General features: G+C 56.2%; 14 protein-coding genes and 1 tRNA gene. 9 read left to right on the top strand and 6 right to left on the bottom strand.

The window, feature by feature from the left end; all coding sequences use genetic code 11:
* Window positions 1-31: 31 nt before the first annotated feature.
* From CCHOA_RS04935 to bioD, 5 genes are all read left to right on the top strand, one after another.
* Window positions 32-1,003, top strand: a complete 972-nt coding sequence (locus CCHOA_RS04935) for a tyrosine recombinase (protein WP_123927647.1) — start codon at window positions 32-34, stop codon at window positions 1,001-1,003.
* A 458-nt stretch (window positions 1,004-1,461) separates the two neighbouring features.
* The gene (locus tag CCHOA_RS04940; protein WP_123927650.1) at window positions 1,462-2,334 is read left to right on the top strand and encodes a ParA family protein; all 873 of its coding nucleotides are present in this window, start codon (window positions 1,462-1,464) and stop codon (window positions 2,332-2,334) included.
* A 53-nt stretch (window positions 2,335-2,387) separates the two neighbouring features.
* The gene (locus CCHOA_RS04945; protein ID WP_245992249.1) at window positions 2,388-3,206 is read left to right on the top strand and encodes a segregation and condensation protein A; all 819 of its coding nucleotides are present in this window, start codon (window positions 2,388-2,390) and stop codon (window positions 3,204-3,206) included.
* A gap of 355 nt (window positions 3,207-3,561) precedes the next feature.
* Window positions 3,562-5,007, top strand: a complete 1,446-nt coding sequence (locus CCHOA_RS04950; RefSeq protein ID WP_123927652.1) for an adenosylmethionine--8-amino-7-oxononanoate transaminase — start codon at window positions 3,562-3,564, stop codon at window positions 5,005-5,007.
* A 74-nt stretch (window positions 5,008-5,081) separates the two neighbouring features.
* The gene (bioD, locus tag CCHOA_RS04955; protein WP_123927655.1) at window positions 5,082-5,813 is read left to right on the top strand and encodes a dethiobiotin synthase; all 732 of its coding nucleotides are present in this window, start codon (window positions 5,082-5,084) and stop codon (window positions 5,811-5,813) included.
* A 267-nt stretch (window positions 5,814-6,080) separates the two neighbouring features.
* Here bioD and CCHOA_RS04960 read toward each other — a convergent pair whose 3' ends face one another.
* Complete coding sequence (locus CCHOA_RS04960) at window positions 6,081-7,580, bottom strand: peptide MFS transporter (RefSeq protein WP_123927658.1); 1,500 nt, start codon at window positions 7,578-7,580, stop codon at window positions 6,081-6,083.
* A 131-nt stretch (window positions 7,581-7,711) separates the two neighbouring features.
* Between CCHOA_RS04960 and CCHOA_RS04965 the strand changes: the two genes are divergently transcribed.
* A complete protein-coding gene (locus CCHOA_RS04965) occupies window positions 7,712-8,605 on the top strand; it encodes a sulfurtransferase (RefSeq protein ID WP_123927661.1) in 894 nt (297 codons plus the stop codon).
* A 75-nt stretch (window positions 8,606-8,680) separates the two neighbouring features.
* Window positions 8,681-9,313 (top strand): SMC-Scp complex subunit ScpB, encoded by a 633-nt coding sequence (gene scpB, locus CCHOA_RS04970; protein ID WP_123927664.1) that lies wholly within the window; start codon window positions 8,681-8,683, stop codon window positions 9,311-9,313.
* 223 nt (window positions 9,314-9,536) lie between these two features.
* Here the strand turns inward: scpB and CCHOA_RS04975 are convergent, their stop codons facing one another.
* Window positions 9,537-10,715 (bottom strand): low temperature requirement protein A, encoded by a 1,179-nt coding sequence (locus tag CCHOA_RS04975; protein WP_123927667.1) that lies wholly within the window; start codon window positions 10,713-10,715, stop codon window positions 9,537-9,539.
* An 824-nt stretch (window positions 10,716-11,539) separates the two neighbouring features.
* Between CCHOA_RS04975 and CCHOA_RS04980 the strand changes: the two genes are divergently transcribed.
* Together CCHOA_RS04980 and der are read left to right on the top strand one after the other, a co-directional pair.
* On the top strand, window positions 11,540-12,451 hold the full coding sequence (locus CCHOA_RS04980; protein WP_123927669.1) for a pseudouridine synthase: 912 nt from the start codon (window positions 11,540-11,542) through the stop codon (window positions 12,449-12,451).
* Window positions 12,452-12,889: 438 nt separating this feature from the next.
* Window positions 12,890-15,226 (top strand): bifunctional cytidylate kinase/GTPase Der, encoded by a 2,337-nt coding sequence (gene der / locus CCHOA_RS04985; protein WP_123927672.1) that lies wholly within the window; start codon window positions 12,890-12,892, stop codon window positions 15,224-15,226.
* A gap of 163 nt (window positions 15,227-15,389) precedes the next feature.
* On the opposite strand, the gene CCHOA_RS04990 is transcribed toward der, so the two are convergent.
* From CCHOA_RS04990 to CCHOA_RS05005, 4 genes are all read right to left on the bottom strand, one after another.
* On the bottom strand, window positions 15,390-15,755 hold the full coding sequence (locus tag CCHOA_RS04990; protein ID WP_123927675.1) for a hypothetical protein: 366 nt from the start codon (window positions 15,753-15,755) through the stop codon (window positions 15,390-15,392).
* A 201-nt stretch (window positions 15,756-15,956) separates the two neighbouring features.
* Window positions 15,957-16,030: transfer RNA gene (locus tag CCHOA_RS04995), tRNA-Pro, on the bottom strand.
* Between the two features lie 311 nt (window positions 16,031-16,341).
* A complete protein-coding gene (locus tag CCHOA_RS05000; RefSeq protein ID WP_245992201.1) occupies window positions 16,342-16,734 on the bottom strand; it encodes a YchJ family protein in 393 nt (130 codons plus the stop codon).
* 137 nt (window positions 16,735-16,871) lie between these two features.
* The gene (locus CCHOA_RS05005) at window positions 16,872-18,056 is read right to left on the bottom strand and encodes a bifunctional alpha/beta hydrolase/OsmC family protein (RefSeq protein WP_123927681.1); all 1,185 of its coding nucleotides are present in this window, start codon (window positions 18,054-18,056) and stop codon (window positions 16,872-16,874) included.
* Window positions 18,057-18,193 lie beyond the last annotated feature (137 nt).

Genomic DNA, 18,193 nt, shown 5'->3' on the forward strand with positions numbered 1-18,193 from the left:
GGTATGCCGCACAGCATGAGCACCATCCAATATGACTTCTTCGGCTGAATCCTCGACGCAACTTCACCAACTTATCGACCTGTGGTTGCGCCATTTGACGATTGAACGCGATGCCTCTCCGCACACTGTCGACAGCTATCGCCGTGACCTGCTGCGCTATCGGCGCTTTCTGCAACAACGCAACATCGACTCGCTTGCTGTAGTAACGAGCACTGACTGTGAAGCATATTTGCAGTATCTTGCAACCGGCGATCCGGCAAGTGGCGTGGTGCCCTTAGCGAAATCTAGCCAGGCTCGAGCATGGGTCGTAGCCCGTGGACTGCACCGCTTTGCCTGTGCAGAAGGGCTCGTCAATGACGATGTTGCCCACGAGATTCAAACCCCAAAACCGCGGCAGGTGTTTCCCGCGACCCTCACCCGTGAGGAGATGGAACACCTACTTGCAGTTGTGAACGATCCCCAGCGTCCAACCCAGCACCGGCTGCGGGATCGAGTCCTGGTAGAGATGTTGTATTCCACCGGTTGTCGTATCAGTGAACTGTTGCAACTAGCAGTCGACGATGTCACCGGAAGCCGGCGCACATTACGGGTAACCGGGAAAGGGATGAAACAGCGCTTAGTGCCCTACGGTGCCTACGCACAGCAAGCCGTAGCGGACTATCTCACTGCCGAACGCCCCCGCTGGTCACAAGGTCTCAGCCATCAACTTTTGCTCAATGAACGCGGAAAAGGGTTGTCACGGCAATCGGCCTGTGCTGCACTCAAACAGCTCGGGGAAGAAGCCAAATTGCCATATTCGCTCACCCCCCACACGTTGCGGCACACTTTCGCCACTCACTTGCTGCTTGGCGGCGCAGATATTCGAAGTGTGCAGGAACTGCTCGGGCATTCGAGTGTGACCACCACAGAGTTGTACACCCACATCACCAATCAGCAGGTGCAATCGATGTATGAGCAACATCATCCCCGCGCCCAGCTGTCACTGCCACACCAGAACAGCTAACCTGCTGCCCACGGTTGCAACAACCTGTCCATGCTGCTGCCTTGACAGCCCTCTGACCAGCGTAGAGTCCACTATTCTTTGGTGTGGTGTCAGCCATAGCAGGGGTGTGAGTAAGCTACAATACTTGCGAACGACACCTTGAGTGGTGCCCACTAGGTGGCTTTGCTGCAGCTCGAAAGACAACGCAGCAATTCACTATTGCCATCTCGTCCACAACGTACGCATGTATCACCGGAGCAACACAGCAGCATTGTGCAGTGTTCAGCCCCGGGCTGAAGAGTTTCGACGAGAATCTTGCCGGCTTGTGCGCGACAGCGGTGAACACTGCGATAGGGTGCTCATCGGTTCGTGTTTCCGCGAGCGGTGACTGCCCAGGTGAACCTCAAGGTGTATCGGAGAACATTTCAGCGGGCAAGGTGTTGGATGTGTCAGCAGGCAACGGAGGATCTGTAAGTAACGTGAGTGGCTCACTAATCGACAATCCAGAACCGGAATTCTCCCTCACCGGACGGAAGCGACGTCCCATCCCCGAACCACCTCAGTTAGATCGGCATGGCCCTGCAACCATCATCGCCATGTGCAATCAAAAAGGCGGGGTTGGGAAAACCACCTCGACGATCAACCTAGGTGCCTGCTTGGCCGAAGCTGGACGTCGTGTCCTGCTCGTTGATCTCGACCCGCAAGGCGCACTGTCCGCAGGTCTTGGTGTCGACCATGACGAGCTTGATCTCACCGTCTACAACCTTCTGGTGGATTCCAACCAGTCGGTGCGGGATGCGATCTTGCCAACCCGGGTGACAGGCCTTGATTTGGTGCCTGCCAATATTGATCTATCCGCAGCCGAAATTCAGCTGGTCAACGAGGTTGGTCGGGAACATACGTTGGCTCGAGCATTGCGTCCTGTCAGGCGAGAATATGACTTCATTATTCTTGACTGTCAGCCATCGCTCGGGTTACTTACCGTCAACGCTTTGGCCTGTGCCCACGGCGTGGTGATCCCTATGGAGTGTGAATATTTTTCCCTCCGCGGTTTAGCGTTGCTCACCGACACCGTTGAAAAAGTGCGGGATCGATTGAACTTCGATCTGGAGATTCTTGGCATTTTGGTTACCATGTTTGACCGCCGCACCACCCATGCGCGTGAAGTAATGGAACGTGTCGTTGAAGTGTTTGACGATCGGGTATTTGACACAGTGATTACCCGTACCGTTCGTTTCCCTGAGACTTCTGTTGCTGGTGAACCTATTATCACCTGGGCGCCGAGTTCCCAAGGAGCAGCTCAGTATCGGCAATTGGCGTGGGAAGTTATCGACCGCGCCCAGCACTTGTAGAGGATCGCCAGGTGGTATCGCAGCCGTCGCCTCGTCGACGGATCGAATCGTCAATTACGGTGCCTGATCCCGGCGCGGTGCAACCCGAGCTGCCCGGGTTTCGCGTGGTGTTAGCAAACTTTACCGGCCCATTTGACTTGCTGTTGCAGCTCATCGGTAAAAAGAAACTCGATGTCACCGAAGTTGCGTTGGCACAGGTAACTGATGACTTTATTGCCTACACAAGGCAGCTTGGAGAGACTGCCGATTTAAGCGAAATCACCGAATTTTTGGTTATCGCTGCAACCCTGCTCGACTTGAAAACGGCCCGGTTGCTGCCGCGGGGTGAGGTGGACAGCGAAGAAGATCTCGCTCTGTTGGAAAGCCGTGACTTGTTGTTTGCGCGTCTGCTGCAGTATCGGGCTTATGCGGAAGTTGCGACGATGATGGGGCAGTGGGCGCTGCATGCGCCTCGACGCTATCCACGCAGTGTCAGTATGGAACCGGCGTTTGTGGATTTGATGCCACCGGTAACGCTTGGGGTTGATGCTGCTGGTTTCGCGGAGCTTGCAGCTGCCGCCTTTCGACCAAAACCTGCCGCAGTGGTGGGAGTGGATCATATTCACGCTCCGGCCGTGTCAGTTCCTGAACAGGCCGGTATCTTGTTGCGTAGTCTGCAAGCGGCTGGCAGCGATGCGTGGCTGTCGTTTGTCACGCTAGCGCAGTCATGTGACCACGTCTTGCAGGTGGTTGGCAGGTTTTTGGCGGTGCTCGAATTAGTTAAAGCTGGCGCGATTGAGTTTGCACAGGAAGACACATTGGGGGAGTTGTCTTTGCGGTGGACTGGATTGGATGTTGATCCGGCGGTTGTGGCCGCCGGTACCTGGGAGTAGCTGTTCCTAGTTTCCCCGCAAAATCCTCACCAGTTAAACGCTGTATAAGTTTTTGGCGGATTCTCTCGTGAGGAGAGTTTTCAAAGAGTAGGATGACACGGTGTTCTGTTGGAATGCGTCAACAGATTGGCAAGGTGTTTTTGACTTCTGTTTCGCTACCGTAGCTTGAGCGCCTTTCCAAAGTGGTGGCCGGGACGTTTCGAATCTCACCAAGGCGCCACCGCTATTGCACGATAGTTAGTGATTACCGGTTCCAGGTTTGCATGCCTCAAAGGCGCTGTTTGCTGGTGTTTTCTGCTGCCTTTATTGATCTGCAGGTGGTGGGATGCGGTGTGCCACGTTAGAAAGAACGCTCATGTGTGATTCATCTGTAGGGTCTGCGTTGTCTCCACTTGATACACCTGTCCCACTGCACGGCATTAAACCTGCAAGTCCTCGCGAGATCAGGGATGAGATCAGCGCGGCGGCGACAGTCGCGTTTGACCAGGCTCATATTTGGCACCCTTATGCGCCTTCTCCAGCCGCTGTGGATCCGTTAGTGGTGACAGCTGCAACAGGCTGTTGGCTCACCTTTGCGGACGGTAGCACAGCAATCGATGCGATGAGTTCATGGTGGTGTGCCGCCCACGGTCACCGCCATCCAGCCTTGGTGGAGGCCGCCCATCAGCAGCTGGATTCGTTGAGTCATGTCATGTTTGGTGGTTTAACGCATCATCCGGCAGTGGATTTGGCAGAGCGGCTGCTTGCAGTGGCTCCTGCCGGCTTGGAGAAGGTGTTCTTTGCCGACTCAGGATCGGTTGCGGTCGAAGTAGCGCACAAAATGGCGTTGCAATACCAACGCGGGGTGGGAGCTGCCAAACGCAAAAGATTGTTGACGTGGAGGGGTGGCTATCACGGTGACACCGTCGCCCCGATGAGTGTGTGCGATCCGGAAGGGGGAATGCATACATTATGGCGGGGTGTGTTGCCGGAGCAGGAATTTTTACCTATCCCGCCGCCGCAAGGATCATCAGATGCCACCATCGCAACCTATGTAGCGGCGGCCTCTGCGGCGATGACTGACGATATTGCGGCGTTTATTTTTGAACCGCTTGTGCAAGGCGCTGGCGGGATGCGATTCCATGATGCGCGACTGGTTACTGCGATGGTTCAGGCGTGTCATGCACGAGGCATTGTGGTGATCGCTGATGAGATCGCTACCGGATTTGGACGTACCGGATCGATGTTTGCCTGCGATGCCGCACAGGTAACCCCGGATATTTTATGTGTTGGTAAAGCATTAACTGGGGGGATGATGACGCTTTCGGCTGTGTTAGCAACCAGCAAGATTGCTGCCGCGATTGATACTCCGGCTGGTGGTGGGGCGTTGATGCATGGACCGACTTTTATGGCTAATCCGTTGGCTTGTCGGGTTGCGGCAGCAAGCGTTGATCTTTTTGCTACTGGCTATTGGCGGCCACGAATCGGCGCTATTGAGCAGCAGCTGCGCGAGGGGCTTGCCGATCTTGCAGCGCTTGCTGGTGTGGCCGATGTGCGAGTATGTGGTGCTATTGGGGTGGTGGAGATGCGCCAACCGGTGGATCAGCAAATCACCCAGCAGGCCGCATTGTCTGAACAGGTGTGGGTGCGACCCTTCGGCAAATTGATCTATACAATGCCGCCTTTTGTGGTAACCAGCGACGAGTTGGCACAGATTATTCGTGGCGTTCGGGCTGCCGTGATCGCGGCCGATAATCATGAAAAGAAAGCACTGTTAGCGGGCGCGAATGCTCCTAACCAAGGGAGTCGAAGTCGGCTATAGCCAATAATCGGGCAACAACTGTCACTAGAGCAGCTGCTCATTTCACGAAGAAGAACGCAGATTTGGAGCAAATCATGGCCTTGTGCATTGTTACTGGCACCAACACTGATGTGGGGAAAACCATAGCGGTTGCGGCACTGTCCGCAGTGCTCACTGAGCTGGGACATCCGGTGACGGTGATTAAACCGGTGCAAACTGGGGAACCGGACGGTGCCGGGGATATCTATACCGCCAAACAGTTCATCCCAACCATATCGACCGCAGAGTTTATTCGTTATCCCGAGCCGCTCGCCCCGAATATCGCCGCTCATCGGGCAAATATGGAGCAGCTGGACTGTGCCGAGGTGGTCACCAAGATTCGTGATATTCACCAGCAATGTCTCCAGCAGGCGAACCGGGAGGGAACTGCTGAACCGGTGGTGCTGGTTGAAGGTGCCGGTGGGCTGCTCGTGCGGTTGGGTGATACGTGGACTATCGCCGATGTTGCTGCTGGCTTGTCGGCACCTGTGGTGGTGGTTACCTCGACGGGGCTGGGATCGTTGAATCTTGCCGAGTTAACAGTGGAAGCTGCCAGGCGCCGCGGATTGTCGATTGCCGCAGTGCTGGGGGGCAGTGTGCCGGCAAAACCAGATCTTGCTACCCGGTTGAATCTTCAGCTGTTTAGTGAGATCACTCAGGCACCGTGGCTTGGCGCACTGCCGGAACATCTTGGGGGAAGGAGTAAAGAGGCGTTTGCCGCTGCTGCGTTTGCGGCACTCGATTGTGACCAGCTTCGTGCAGCGCTCAACTTGTCTGCGGCACAGTAGCCCCGCACGTACTGCGAGCACATCGCCCTTGTTGCTCATTGACAACGTCATATCGGTGTGGATCAAGATACAGCACGCGTTTGTAGCTGGGCTGTTGCTCAGTCATGGCAACAGCTGTGGGGTGCGGCAAGTAGTGCAGGTGTGGCTAGTGTGCTGCAGGTGGGTATAGATAAGAAGATCGCCCGGCAGGGGGTTGGCCTTGCCGGGTTGAGTCGTCAAACTTTTTCGCGGGTTTCCGTAGCCGGCTCCTGCCCCGGGTACGGGATGCTAGCTTGTGGCTGCTGTAAGCCGCCGGGAACAGATCAGCAGCATTGTCCCGATAGCTAACACAATGCCGGAGCAGCAGGTGAAATACAGTAGTTCCCGGGTGCTGTCGGTGGGATCATAGTATTGACTGATGACACCGGCTGTGGCGGTACCTGCAGACATGGTGAGAAAGTACAGTGCTGAGAATCGTCCGCCGAATCCTGATGGTGCTAGGGCTGTCGTGGTGGACATGCCGATAGGGCCTACGAGGAGTTCTCCAGTGGTGATAATTCCGACGGTGACTACCAGCGCGAGGAAAGGGACTTCGTTTGGTCCAGCGCCAGCAAAGGGGGCGAGCACCAACAATCCCAACCCGGAGATCATCACCCCAACCGCCATTTTTGTCATGGAGGATACTTCCCGGTTGAGATGCGCCCACAGATAACTCATAGGGAAGGTGAGCAGCAAAATAAACAGCGGATTAATCGCCTGGGTGAAGGAGGGGGAGATTTCATAGCCGAACATGCTGCGGTTGAGTCGCACATCGGAAAATACTGCTAACACCCCATAGGTCTGGTTGAGCACCGACCAAAATGCGGTAGAGGCAAAAAACACTGGAATGAATTGCCAAACTTGGAGTCGTTGTGGATCACGACGATCAAGGGTGTGCAAGCATGTTGCCAGCATGATTGCTGCCGCACTTAGCGAGCCGATAAGGAGCACAGTAGCCGCCCGGCCGGCGGTGAGAATACCTTGGTTTAACAGCCAAAACAGCAGAGCAATGAGCAGTGCACTGCCGAGAATAATGAGGTAAGTGTGCCGGCGGTGAATCGGTCGCAGCGGGCTGGTGATTTCTGCTTGGGTTTGGGGTGAAAGTTCAGTGAGGAAGCGGCGGCGAATCAGTAAATAGTGGATAAGCCCAATGGCCATCAGGATTGCGGCTGCGCCAAATCCGGCGGCAAACCCGTAGCGCGCATGGAGTGCTGCGACAATGATCGGACCGAAGAATGCACCGATGTTGATGCCGAGATAAAAATATTGGAAGGCTGTGTCGCGAATGGCTGGTGCGTGCGCATACACCCGTCCCAAGATTGTGACGGCGCAGCTTTTGAGCAGTCCGGAGCCGCAGGCAATGCTGACTAGACCAACAGCTACTCCGTGCACCCCGCTGGCAGTGGACAGCATGATGTGGCCAAGCATCACAATGCTGGCACCGGTAAGAAGAGTGGTTTCCGCGCCGGCAATTCGGTCAGCGATCCATCCGCCGGCGATTGTCATCACATAGACGAGTGCACCGTATGCCCCCATCCAAGCGGTTGCCGCGCCGCGATCTAGTCCTAAACCACCTTCGGTGGCACTCCAATACAGGTAGTAGACAACAATTGCCTGCATACCGTAATAGGAGAATCGTTCCCACATCTCCAAACCGGCAATTGCCCGGGAAGTGTGGGAGAACGCTGGCGGCGTTTGCCCGCTCGCGGACTGCGACGTCGCCTCAATACGCTGTTCAATTCTGGTCATCGTTGAAAAATACTCACTCTTTTCTTAAACGCTGTGCAAGTGTGAGTTTATTATCCCCCGTTCGGGTGCTATGCTCAGTTCAATGTGTTCTAGGGCACACACTGGTGGCGGGGGTCGGCTACACTGCGGCCATGCAGCAAAACATCCTGTGTTCAGTTCATGATCTGGCAAAACAGCTCGGATATGTCGAAGGATCCGGTGGGGATACTGCGACCGGGAAGGTGGTGGTGTTGTGCGCATCGATGGGCAATCCCGCCAAACACCAGGCGATGATTCCCGGCGCGCTGTTGTGCGATATTGACGATGATTTTTCCCGTCACGATGGCGGTGTGCATACTGCCCCTTCGGTGACGCAGTTGCGGCGACTGTTTGCCGCCCGTGGCGTGTCGCCCTCGACGCCAGTGGTGATCTATGACCGGCATGGCATGATGGTGGCGCCGCGCGTGTTTTGGCTTGCACGCGTGGCTGGTTATCAGCAGGTGCAGCTCTTAGATGGGGGTCTTCCTGCCTGGTTGGAGGCAGGATTGCCAACGGTGACAACGTTTGCTCATCCTGTCGATGAGCAGACTGCGCAGGAACTTTTCGCTGCCGCCGAGCAGGAGCTTGCCGCGCGAGTTGACTTGCTGGTGGACATTGACGAAGTTGAGCAGGCGTTGAGCGATGATCAGGTGCAGGTTATTGATGCTCGGAGCCGTGGACGGTTCACCGGTGAAGATCCGGAGCCGCGGCCGGGAATGGAGTCAGGTCACATGCCGGGAAGTTGGAATATTGCGTTCCAAACTGTTTTTCCGCAAGGCCGATTTGTTGGGATTCCCGCTACGTTAGCGCTGCTGGAAGGTGCCGGTGATATTGACGATCGCAAGATTTTCAGCTGTGGCTCGGGTGTGACTGCCTGTGTTGTGGCAGTGGCTGCCTTGGTGGCGGGGGCACGAAACGTCACCGTGTTTGATGGATCGTGGTCGCAGTGGGCTACGGAAGGCAAACCTATTGCCACTGGTGATGATGGCACGCTTTCCCTCAGCTAGGGCAGGGTTTTCCTGCTACGCCGTGGGCTGGATGCGTGGTCGAGTCTTTGGTGTGCGGTTGCCTGATGGCAGGTGATGTACCGGGTTTTATACTGGTTTGCTGTGACTACTTCCACGCCACCGCCAGGGTCGGGCGGATTGACTGCTGCTGGTGCAGAGCAGCTAAGCCCCATTAGTCGTACACGGGCAATGGTGGAAGCCTTGCTGTTGGTGATTGATGAGCCGACTTCCGCCGACACCATGGCGGCGGCGATTGGTGAACAATCCGGTGTTGTGCTGGAGATTCTGCAGCAGATTGCTGCCGAGTATGCGGCCCGGGGGAGCGGATTTTCCCTTCGGGAGACTGCCGCTGGCTGGCGGCTGTATACCGCTGCGGAGTGTGCCCCAGCTGTTGAACGGCTGCTGCTTGCCGGTACACAAACACGATTGTCGAAGGCTGCGTTGGAAACATTGTCGGTGGTGGCCTATAAACAGCCGTGTACGCGTTCCCAAGTAGCTGCTATCCGTGGGGTGAATGTTGACGGGGTGATGCGCACCTTGACGTTACGGGGGCTGATTCGGGAGGTTGGCACTGAGGAAACAACCGGCGCCCACCGATATGTCACTACCGAATTGTTTTTAGAGCTCCTGGGTCTCAGTAGCCTTGATGAGCTTCCGCCGCTGGCACCGCTGCTGCCCGATATTGAAACGATCGACGAGCCCTTATAACGATGCTGAAATAGTTTGGTTGACGCAGCGCTGGTTGCAGTTGCTGCGCTACAGCCTGCAGCGGTGCTGCCGATCATGGCTAAAGGGGATGGGCACCCGTACAACGCCTGGTCTGCTGCGCATATTGCGGGCGACCAGGCGTTGCTATTGGATGTGTTTTGTGCACACGGTGCGTGTTGTTCTTGCCGCAAGCTAGGCAGCCGCTCAAATCCACAGCACTGTGTTACTGGTCTTCTGGTGCAGGGTTGCGGATAAGCACTGGAATACATGCAAACAGCAGGATTGGCAGTGTCCACAGCGGTGCTCCGAAAAGGCCAAGGAGTACAACGATCACCGCAACAGCGATAGTGGTGATGAGTACGGTTGGCTGACCGGCTTGTCGAATCGACGTGGCAACTATCCCAAGGAGAAAGACTGCAATTGGCATGGCGACTGTCAATACTGCCTGTCGGGAAGTAAGCGCGGAATTGCCGGTGAGCACATCAATATTGGCTTCCATGCCGGCGCTGAGCATTGCTGCTGCGCCGAACACAAAATAGTGCACATAGCCGAAGAAGAATATGCTGCCCAAGGTGTGCATGGCTTTGTGATGCGGAGTCCAGAAATACCACCACCACAGGGCGGCGGTAATTCCTAGTGCGGTGAGCGCGAACACACCGAGGGGCAGGAGATGGTCGCCGTGTTCGCGGGCATCAACCAGCGCATTGACACTGGCCAGCAACGATTCGCCGAGCAAAATAATAGTAAATAGCCCATATCGCTCCGCGATGTGATGCATATGCCAGGAAGTGGCGCCACGGCGTTCGGCGATGGTGGGTACCAGGATCTCGGCGAAGATCAGCACCCCAAGCAGTGCGTTGGTGAGGGATCCGGCGGGCAGGAAGGTCCACAGAATCCACAGCATTTGGACACACGCGATGCCGATCGCATAAGTTTTTGCCCCGCGACCAGCATCCCCGCCGCACTGCGATGCGCGCCACCATTGCACCACCATAGACAGGCGCATGATGACATAGCCTGCGATGACAATGCGAAAGTCGCCGCTGGTGTAGGCCGGCTCAATACCGACAGCAAACACCATCACACCAGCCATCTGATTAAAGGTGAGCAGCCGGTAGAACCAGTCATCGGTATCGAAGGCGCTGGCAAACCAGGTGAAGTTCATCCAGGCCCACCAAGTGCCAAAGAAGCAGATTGCAAACGAAAGCAGACCATGGCTGAGGTGACCTTCGGTGAGTGCATGATGCAGTTGGCTGCCGTTGATCGCGACAGTGATCACAAACACCAGGTCGAAGAACAGTTCAAGGACTGTTGCGGTACGGCCGGGTTCGTGTCGGTCGCGGGGCACCATAGCAGGCAGATGCCAGCGGCGCCGATTGTGCGCCGTCGATAATCCAGTCATGTTGGGGAAGTCTAAATGCCATAACCCAAAGGTGGAAGTTCTGACAAGCTGACCTGCACAATTGCCCGGCTAGAGGGGAAGTGGTGCAACGATGTTGCACACTTTATGGTGTTACCAAACAAGGCGCTGCTGTGCTGGAGCCATGACCCATATAGCGCCCGGGATGCAGTCTCATTCGTGTTATCCCCACAGCATCACATGCTGCCTGGCATGAGCATGATCGCCCGGGGGTGGGGACTGCAGTAGGAAAAAGAGGGCAGTACATCGGCGAATCTGCGCTTGAGCTACGCCCTGGAGACAGGCAGTAGCAGAAGGCCGCATCATCGTACTGCCGGGATGAATTGTCCCAGTGGAGCGCGGTGTTTGAATCAGTCAAGCAGCATGCTGGCGGCTGCATAACGGGGCGCTGCAGCACATCACAGTCTTGTATTTTTTTCAACGACGTGTTGCCCACCCGCAGTAGCCCCGCACCGGTGTGTGCCATCTATCTGTCGCGCAGCTACTTCACAGTTCATCATTTCCCCAGTACACTTGTGCGAGATGCTGCCGTATAACGCTGCGCATGTCGACCTGGTTGATACCTTCGAGATCGGTGACCCGCCGTCTTGTTGCACGACACCTCCCAGGTGGAGCTTGCGCTGCATGCGGTATCACCTCCCGCGGGGCGCCTCGATGCTTCTGCGAACTATTCGCTGAACTCACCCGTACTTTCCCGTACCGTCGCCGGGAAATACTGTTTGAAACATTCCGGCGAGTTTGCGGTGTGCACCCAATATGTTGCACATCGTTGCTGTATTTTCCCTTGAAAGAATCGAATATCTGTGATGACACCTCCCGCTCGCCGCGATGGCACACCGGAATCCCGCCGTGCTGCCCAATCGCGTCAAACTCGTGCAAAACAACGCGCCACCGAACTGTTCGTTCCGTCCGCAACAACAACCAAACGGCAGCATGTGCCCGCTGATCGGGCAAACCAAGCCGCAGATCAGCCGCTGCACCAGTCCGGTGGGGTGCGGTTGCAAAAAGTGCTCGCCCAAGCAGGTGTTGCCTCCCGGCGAATGGCTGAAAAACTTATCGATGAAGGCCGGGTGGAAGTCAACGGCCAAATCGTGATCACCCAAGGGCTGCGCGTCGACCCAAACACCGCCATCATTCGGGTGGATGGTGTTCGTATCCGGGTCGACGAAGACCTTGTCTATTTTGCGTTTAACAAGCCGCGCGGACTGCAATCGACCATGTCTGATGATTTAGGACGCCCCTGCATTGGGGACATTGTTGGCGAGAAAATTGCCGCCGGTCAGCGCCTGTTCCATGTGGGTCGTCTTGATGCTGACACGGAAGGGCTGCTGCTGCTGACCAACGATGGGGAGCTTGCCAATCGGCTGATGCATCCCCGCTATGAGGTGACGAAAACCTATATGGCTACCGTCATGGGGGAGGCTGACAATCGGCTCGTGAAAGCACTCACCCGCGGTATCGAATTGGATGACGGGCCGGCGAAGGCTGATGCGGTAAAAATCATCGACGTGTTCCAAGGACGTTCACTGTTGGTGGTGACGCTGCATGAGGGGCGGAAACATATTGTTCGCCGCATGCTGAAAACCGCTGGTTTCCCGGTGGAGCGTCTTGTTCGCACCAAAATTCATACCGTCCAGCTGGGGGAGCAAACACCCGGCACCCTGCGGGCACTCAACGACTCTGAGCTGCGCAGTTTGTACAAAGTAGTCGAAATGTAGGCACTGTGCACCCAGTGTTGTCAGCCTGCCAACACAAACGACCGCCGATTGCTTGGGCAGTTGACCTTCCCTCAATCTCGCCGGTACCAGGCTCACAGCTTCACCGGGCAGCACCTTACTGCGTGGAAACCGACCACCGGCCAGGGAGAACAGCGACCACTTGGCAATCATTGACTGGTTGGCGTGGGTGGAGCCGGTATTGCACGGGCAAAGGCTAGTGAGCCGCCGGTTGGCGGCTTGACACCGAGTAGCTCCTCCGGGCAGCGGTGGCGCTTGGGAAGCCCTGCTTTTCATACATACCCCCTGGCCGATCGAAGCTGGGGTGTATGAATGGATCGCGCCGACTAGCTGTACCGCACCTGACGTTTCGCCGCAACGAATCACATGGCGACAATAACTTTTTTCACGTTTCATCCAACAGATCACGATTGAAAGACCATGACACACTCCACAAATCCGGGATATTCACCGCAAGATTATGCCGGCTACGACCAGATCAATAACCAACCAAACAATGGGCTGCTGCTTGCCATCGACGGACCATCCGGCACCGGCAAATCAACCGTTGCCCGGGCACTTGCACAGATCCTTGGCGCGCAATATCTCGACACCGGGGCGATGTATCGGGTGGCAACCTTATATTGCCAACAGCAAGGCATTGATCTTGCCGACGAAGCGGCAGTTGTTGCCGCCACCGCCGACCTGCCGTTGGTGATCAGCGATGATCCGCAATCCACCGCTGTCCTGTTAGGTGGCAAAGATGTGCAAACCGCTATCCGCGAAGCTGACGTCACCAACAACGTATCCCAGGTTGCGGCCTATCAAGGGGTTCGCAGCAATCTCGTGGCGCTGCAGCAACAACTCGCCCACGACGCTGGCCGCTGTGTGGTTGAAGGTCGTGACATTGGCACCGTGGTGCTTCCTGAAGCCCCTGCAAAGGTGTTTCTCACCGCTTCTGCTGAACAACGCGCCAATCGTCGCTACCAGCAGGATAAAGCCGCCGGCCGCAACGTCACCCTTGATGAGGTGCTGCAAGCGGTCATTGCCCGCGACGAATACGACTCCACCCGGGCGGTGAGTCCACTGCAACCAGCTGACGACGCGGACATTATCGACACCAGCGATTACGATCAGCAGACCGTGATCGACATTGTGCTGGACGTCGTTCTCGACTCTGCGGTGCAACAGGGCTATCTTGATCCGTCACTCATCGAAGACGACGACGAACAAGATCTCGACGATGACACCACCGCAGTTGATGCGCAGCCCCAATCAGACGATGAGCTCTCGGTCACCTATGTCACCGCCGAGGACTATCTCGCCACGGATGGCAGCTTCGACGACACCGATTTTGCGATCGACCTGGACAATCCCGACTTCACCAAAGAGCTTGACGATGAGCAGTGGGCAGCCATTGAAGCGAACTTTGGTCTGGAAAACGCAGCCCAGCAGCACACGGAAGAAGCGCTGCCCACAGTCGCTATTGTCGGACGCCCCAACGTCGGGAAATCTACGCTCGTCAACCGTTTTCTCGGTCGTCGTGAAGCAGTTGTCGAAGACTTCCCAGGTGTCACCCGTGACCGGGTAAGCTACGTCGCCGAATGGAACGGTCGCCGCTACTTTGTGCAAGACACCGGCGGTTGGGATCCCGACGCCAAAGGCATCCACGCCTCGATCGCCCGGCAAGCCGAAATTGCGATGGCCGAAGCGGACGTCATCGTCATGGTTGTCGACACGAAAGTTGGCATCACCGAAACCGATGCTGTCATGGCGAAAAAACTGCAACGCTCGCAAGTGCCGGTACTGCTGGTTGCCAACAAATTCGACTCTGACAACCAATACGGTGACGTGGCCGAATTTTGGGGTCTCGGCCTGGGCTACCCGTGGCCAGTGTCTGCCCAACACGGCCGCGGCGGTGCCGACGTCCTCGATGAGGTGATCAACCTTTTCCCCGAAGTACCCCGCAACACCACCATCACCGAAGGACCGCGTCGTGTAGCACTCGTCGGGAAACCTAACGTGGGCAAATCTTCACTGTTGAACAAAATCACCGGCGACGACCGTTCCGTGGTCGACAATGTGGCCGGCACCACCGTCGACCCGGTCGACTCGTTGGTGCAACTCGATCAACACCTGTGGCGTTTCGTCGACACTGCCGGTTTGCGGAAAAAAGTCAAAACCGCATCCGGCCACGAATACTATGCCTATCTGCGCACCAAAGCAGCTATTGACGCCGCTGAAGTGTGTGTCTTCCTCATTGACGCTTCATCGCCGATCAGCGAACAAGATCAAAAAATCCTCAACCTGGTGGTGGAATCGGGGCGCGCCCTGGTTATCGCCTACAACAAGTGGGATCTGGTTGACGAAGATCGCCGCTACGAGCTTGAACGGGAAATCGAACGGCAGCTTGCCTATATTCCGTGGGCACGGCGGGTGAACATTTCTGCGAAAACCGGGCGGGCACTGCAAAAAATCGAACCGTTCCTGTTAGAAGCGCTAGAGTCCTGGGATCAGCGTATCTCTACGGGTCGCTTGAATAACTGGCTGCGCACCGTGATTGCCGCAAACCCGCCGGCAATGCGCGGCGGACGGCTGCCTCGCGTCCTGTTTGCCACGCAGGCAGCCTCCCGGCCACCAGTGATAGTGCTGTTTACCACCGGGTTCCTCGATCACGGCTATCGACGCTTCCTGGAACGACGACTGCGTGAAGAATTCGGATTCCCCGGCTCACCGATTCGGATTGCTGTGCGGGTGCGGGAAAAACGATCCCGCTAAGCTGCCAGACCTCTGCCGTGAACACAGCAGAACACCGCCACCTGGCCGGGTAGCGACCAAATGAATACAAACCACCGACACCCCCAATAATCCTGCCTGGGGGTGTCGGTGTTTCGATGATACGAAGGCGAAGTTTCCTTCCTAGCAGTCGACCGGGTTGCAACTAGCGCCAATGGTGATTGTCGGTGAGTGCTTTCACCTCCCCGGCGAGCCGCTCAGGCATATGCATGGGCAGTTGACGCGGCCCTGGTGTGACGGTGCCAAGGACTGCATGGGGGCCAAATAATGTGCGGGGTGGCACCGCATCGGCCGGCACGGCAACTACGGTTAACGACTCGCCCCACCATTGGCGCCCACCGGAGTCAACCGAAAATTCAAACTCGCGGCTGTCGAATGTGTGAAAGACCTCTGTGAAACTGTCCGGCTGGGCAGTGACAATCAACGCCACGGGAACATCATCGACAGTGGCGAAGGTGCCGTCGCTGGTGAAGTGAAATATTGGCTGCGGGGCAGAAGATGCGTCAGACATGCCTACCACAGTGGCATACCTGGGATGTGCCGTGGTGACGCCACACACAGCAAGAAGGAAGCATCGCTGAAAAATGCACAAGCTCCACCGTCGGAACAACACGTAACCGGTAGCAACACAACGAAAAGAGCTTGTATCCCGAGCAGGGGTGAAAATAACAGTAGCCCACCGGATGTCTCATCACCGGTGGGCTACTTTTTGTCGGACTGACAGGATTTGAACCTGCGACCCCTTGACCCCCAGTCAAGTGCGCTACCAAGCTGCGCCACAGTCCGCCGCAATCGGCGTTGCCGAATGTGCGTTGGATAGCTTACACCACTGTAACGATGAGGGGAAATCTGCCATCAAATATTGCGGTGTTCCAGCCGGTTTCATCCGGTTCAGCCGTGGTGTTCCAAGCCGATGGAGGATGAACCCATCCTCGTTGAAAGTCGGGTGTTGTTACGTTTGCCAACACCCTGGTATCTGGCGCCGATAGAGCTCAGCCCACGCGATAAGCGCAGTCTGCCGCTTGTGTGAGAGGAATTCGCCCGTGCATCGAACAGCCGAAACAACCAAGGCAACCCCTGCACACAATCAGCGGCATCTATGCCAGTGGGAGCGGCTCCACATAGCACCAATTGCCGGCAATCTTGGTAAACAGTGACCGTTCCTGCATGACACCTGGCTGACCATCCTGGCGGTAGGCGGCGCTGAAAGTGACCGTCGGCGGAAACAGTGTGACATGTTCAACTGTGAGGGATTCCCACTTCAGACCCGGCGGAGGGGAAAGATCTTCAGGACAAGTATCGGGATGCCAGGTGCGCCGCACATAGGATTCATCACCAACCACATAGGCGGTAAAACGACTGCGCATCAGCGCCTCCGGGGTGGGGGCGTTGCGGCCTGCGAGATATTGGCCACAACACGACTGAAAGTCGGTAGCACTACCGCAGGGGCATTCCGTTGGGAAGCGGTCACTGTCGGTGGAAGCAAGCACGAAAACCATCCTTAAGCGAAAAGGAAACACACAACAACTGGGCAGGCCAGCACGAGAGACAAATGAGTAAAACTCAAGCTTCAAGGATGCTCGCGACACCGACGCACACCCCCACGGTCGTTCACCCTTGCGGGATGTTAGCGATCGCGATCTTCGATGGTGGCCGCACCGGTAATAATTTGTTCAATGCACGAATCGCCAGCGGACTCGAGAAGGAATTTCCGTTCCTGATCGGTGAGATCACCATGCAGCGAGATACGGCGTCGCAGCTGCATCGCAAACTCTGGTGCGCCAATGACCCGCGAAACTTCGACATCCACATTGTCTAGACCGCGGATGCGCTGATCCTTCGCCGCGATCCGAATAGCCTGGCTGGTTGCGGCTGCCAATGCAGAAAGCAGCAAACTCGTTGGGGAGAGCCCCAACCCCTTACCACCTAACGAACGCTCCCGATCAGTGGTGATCGTGGTGTCATCGAAGCGGACAAGATCGGTAAACCGACCCGCCGGAATAGACGTCGACGATGCCACCCCCTCCGGCATTCGGTCAGCCAGCTCGTCGGCATCGGTGAAGTATTCATCAGCCCACGCCCGAATAATGTCAGCAGCCCGGTGCGCAGCACCAGGTTTCGTCAACAGATGATCAACTTTTTCCAGGGCGACCAGTGATTTCGGATAACGTGCGGTGAGGAAAATATTTTGCGCATTATCAATACCAACCGTTTGATCGATAGGAGAATGAAGAATCAATAACGGTTTCCGAAGCTTTGGAATGTGTTGTTCAGGGTTGATCTCGGCGAGATCCTCTAAAAATGGTCGACTAATGGTCACGTCCCTCCCGCCGAGCGACAATGTCACCGCACCACGCTCATCAACCTCAGAGATCCGATCAGCAAAATGCAACACCGCATGGGCAGGATCAAAAGGCGCACCAATGGTGGCAACAGCTTTCAATTTCGGCATCAGGGTGGCAGCTTTCAGCGATGCTGCGCCACCGAGTGAATGACCAATAAGCAATTTCGGTGCTTCGTAGGTTTCTTCCAGCCAGTGGTAGGCGCTCACTAAATCCAACACATTCGAACTAAATGAGGTTTCCGCAAAGTCACCTTCTGATTGCCCCAGACCAGGGAAATCAAAGCGAAGACATGCCACCCCTTGGGCGGCCAGCCGTTTACAAACCCGGGAAGCAGCGGGAGTGAACCGCGATCCGGTGAAACAGTGCGCAAACACCGCCCAAGCCACCGGCTGTTGATCTGGCATATCAATGGTGCCAGCCATATTGGTTCCTGCATGAGCTGGGATCGCGACAGAAAACGAATGCATAACGGTGAGAAAGGCTCCTTGGTGAATCAGCAATTGGCCGCACAGTGTGTAGTTGGGAAGAACACCAGCGCGTACCGAATTCAACTACTTGTTGGGGACACACGGCGCGATGAACGTGCTTACTTGCTACGTCAGTT

It is taken from the genome of Corynebacterium choanae, from assembly GCF_003813965.1.
In the GTDB taxonomy this organism is placed as follows: Bacteria; Actinomycetota; Actinomycetes; order Mycobacteriales; family Mycobacteriaceae; genus Corynebacterium; species Corynebacterium choanae.